Annotated in this window: 1 protein-coding gene; it reads right to left on the bottom strand. The window is 65.5% G+C overall.

All coding sequences use genetic code 11. The features are described 5' to 3' along the window. Positions 1–2: 2 nt before the first annotated feature. Positions 3–605, bottom strand: a 603-nt coding sequence (locus ABE505_RS17070) for an EF-Tu/IF-2/RF-3 family GTPase (protein ID WP_346445849.1), incomplete at its 5' end; no start/stop codon positions are given.

The raw sequence follows: 605 nt of genomic DNA, 5'->3' as shown, positions 1-605 counted from the left end.
GCTTACTTGATGATCTTGGCCACGACACCGGCGCCGACGGTCCGGCCGCCTTCGCGGATCGCGAAGCGCAGGCCTTCGTCCATCGCCACCGGGTTGATCAGCGTGACCACCATCTTCACGTTGTCGCCCGGCATCACCATCTCGGTGCCTTCCGGCAGCTCGACCGCACCGGTGATGTCGGTGGTACGGAAGTAGAACTGCGGACGGTAGCCCTTGAAGAACGGCGTGTGACGGCCGCCTTCGTCCTTCGACAGCACGTACACCTCGGCCTCGAAGTCGGTGTGCGGCTTGATCGAACCCGGCTTGGCCAGCACCTGGCCACGCTCGACGTCGTCACGCTTGGTGCCGCGCAGCAGCAGACCGGCGTTGTCGCCCGCCTGGCCCTGGTCGAGCAGCTTGCGGAACATCTCCACGCCCGTGACGGTCGTCTTCTGCACCGGACGGATACCGACGATCTCGATTTCGTCGCCGACCTTGATGATGCCGCGCTCGATACGGCCCGTGACCACCGTGCCGCGACCCGAGATCGAGAACACGTCCTCGACCGGCATCAGGAACGCCTTGTCGATGTCGCGCTCCGGCTCCGGAATCCAGGTGTCCAGCGC

This window comes from Luteimonas sp. TWI382 (assembly GCF_039674545.1).
Taxonomy (GTDB): Bacteria; Pseudomonadota; Gammaproteobacteria; order Xanthomonadales; family Xanthomonadaceae; genus Luteimonas.
Note: the sequence above shows the minus strand (reverse complement) of the source record. Positions and strands in the feature narration are given on the sequence as shown.